The 2671-nt window shown below is 42.2% G+C and carries 3 protein-coding genes; all 3 read right to left on the reverse strand.

Features of this window, described 5'->3' with window-relative positions; all coding sequences use genetic code 11:
• The coding region (locus tag QI30_RS18510; RefSeq protein ID WP_148113874.1) for a hypothetical protein at positions 1–542 on the reverse strand (542 nt) is incomplete at its 3' end.
• Positions 539–1570: a bifunctional lytic transglycosylase/C40 family peptidase gene (locus tag QI30_RS18515; RefSeq protein WP_126992059.1), complete on the reverse strand. Its 1032-nt coding sequence runs from the start codon at positions 1568–1570 to the stop codon at positions 539–541. The genes QI30_RS18515 and QI30_RS18510, both read right to left, overlap by 4 nt.
• Positions 1571–1574: 4 nt before the next feature.
• Positions 1575–2671: type VII secretion protein EssB/YukC (locus QI30_RS18520; protein ID WP_148113875.1), on the reverse strand; the 1097-nt coding region annotated here is incomplete at its 5' end.

Consider the following 2671-nt stretch of genomic DNA (forward strand, 5'->3'; position numbering starts at 1 on the left):
ACCTCCGTCATATTACCAATGACCTTAAATTCCCCAAGGATAAACTGCTCCTCACTCTTTAAAACGCTCACCTCATACAACTGACTACCGTGATTGACCAGTGCCCCATCTAAAAAATAGTTGGTCGTGGTGTACACTAAAAACGTGTGGGGCTCCTTAGGATTCAAATAAATTTGTACATCTTCTACTTCATTTTTCATTGCGACAACAGGTGGTGAAAGAGAGGAGGCACCTTTTAATTTGTTCAGTACATCTAATTCAACAAAATTCGACAATTCATTAAAGCGAGTAACATAGGAATCATTGTCATAGTTCAAATAAACCCGAAAAGCTTGCTCTACAAAAGCAACTTCCTCACCGGTTACTTGTAAGCCGGTAACAGCCGAAAGTTCTTCATTCTTTAGCGTGAGTGCCTCGAGTTCCCCATTCTTTCGTTCAATCGTTTCCTTTAAAGCCTTCTTATCATTAGACAGCACAAAAATTGAACCTGCTAAAACGAGAACAATGAATACAAATACACCTACGACAATCCCTTGCTTCATCCTCCCTCACCTCCTGAAAAGTCAACAATGCGACCGTACCCATATAAATGCTCTTGCCAATAACGATTATTTAAATCAGTAAAGCCAATCCCTCCACCATTTGCATCAAACATTTTGCCGTTCCCTACATACATGCCAATATGAGTGACAGGTCTACCGGCATTATACGTACCTGTGAAAAAGATAAAATCCCCTGGTTGCAGTTCCTCCGCTGTTATTTTTTGTGACGCATTATACTGCTCTTGGGCTGTTCGAGGTAAATTCACACCGATTTTCCGAAAAGCCCACATCATCAAGCCTGAACAATCAAAGGAAGTCGTCGGGCTCATCCCACCAAACGTGTACGGATAACCGTCAAACTGAAGCATCGTTTCATACACCACTTGAAAATCTGCTGTGGCATTTGCTAAATCAAGAACCTCACCGTCACGCATCGTCCCTATATAACGCTTTACATGGGCTACATATTCGGGATCCCCGTAACTTTGCCAACCAAGTTTCGCTACTTGCTGCTCTGAAAATGCTTGGGCTAATGCTGCTGAATGCTTACCACCATTTGCTGCAACAAAATCCATATAACCCGAACCGTAATTATAGCTCTGAATGGCTGTGTCTAAATCGACGCCTAAGCGCTCTCGTTTCGCGAGTACCTTTTCAAAATGGGCAACACCGACTTCAATGGAATATACGGGATCTGTAATCGTATTTGGTGGCAACCCAATGGACTCACTGGCCTGCATCACATCTAGTGAAGCTGTACCGCCGCTTTCCTGCATCATAATGGCAAGCACTAATGGTGTATGTTCTTCTAACTCATATTCTAAAAGTGCACCGTACACGATTTCCTCATACTGCAAAACAGCCTCTGACAGTTGGCTGCCGATTGTGTATTGTCCTGTTGGTGGCTTCGTATCCTCTGCAACGAAAGCTAAAATGAGGATGAAAAACAAAAAGAACGGCGCAAGCACAAGCCACAACAACTTCCGACCACCTTGTGAAAATAAAAGCTTCGCCATTAAAAATTTCATCGACTTAGCCTCCCTTTAACCCTTGAATTTTCGCCTCCAATTCTTGAATTTTCGTCTGTTGCACCTTCAATTGATCGGCCTTGTTTGCTGAATTATCAGATTCGAGAGCTGTTAATTTTTCCTTCGCTACGACAAGCTCACTCTCCGCCTGCGTAAGTTCAATCGTACGCTTCAAATCTGCATCTTGCGTCTTATTGAGTACTTCTCGAGCACCTGCTATATCACCGTTTTTCACAAATGTTTGCCCCATACGCTTTAACGTCTGTTCGTCTGAAATAAACGGTAAATCGGCTGACATTTGTGCCACATCATAACTTACAATCGCTTTTTCCTGCGCGAGCTTTTGCGTATAGACAGGCATCTCCTCAGAAATGGTTAAATCAAGTAAGCGTTTTTCTTCTCCTTCATTATATAAAGCCGTAATGACCGTTTCTAAAATCGCTGGCTCTGTATCAAGAGCTAGCTGCCACTGCTCCTCTAAGACAAGCTTTTTAGCAACCTCTTCTGTGGAATCACCTAACGCTAAAAATAATGGAACTGCCTCTTTAAATTTCCCAGCTACAAACAACGTATCAGCCTCTTGAATGAGCTGTTCCTCCTCATAATCAGCTGTTAATGATTGAATCGCTGCTGCTTGCTGTTCATTAGCATCCTGTTTTACATAACCAATACCAACTAAGCCAAGTAACGCTGTTAAAACAACACCTAAAATCATACGAGAACGCCATTTCTTCCGTTCAGCTGTTTGTGTTTGCACGGTATGATACGCTACGAAATCATAAGCTTCAGTTAATAAGAGCTGCATGTCTTCAATTGTTTGTGCCTGTAAAATCGAATGTACCAAATCATTCGTACGCTTCGTTAAATGCTCAGGCTCTTCTAAGCATTTTTCATACGGTTGATTTGTTAAAATCGTTAAGATTAATGCTTTGTAGCGCTGTAAATGCGTATATTTTTCCTCACGTGGCATTTGTCGGTTCGCTCGGTAGCCGTAGCGAATCGTCGACATCGGATGATAATACACAGTTGCAGGATGCAAACTGACGAAGCTTGAAGTCTTCGTCACAATCTCATCAAGTAATATCGCTTGGGCAATAGCAA

This window comes from Candidatus Kurthia intestinigallinarum (assembly GCF_003991225.1).
GTDB classification, from domain to species: domain Bacteria; phylum Bacillota; class Bacilli; order Bacillales_A; family Planococcaceae; genus Kurthia; species Kurthia populi.

Coding starts and splice junctions, on each gene's coding strand:
- QI30_RS18515 (WP_126992059.1), bottom strand. CDS start 1,570: ATGAAATTTTTAATGGCGAAGCTTTTATTTTCACAAGGTGGTCGGAAG.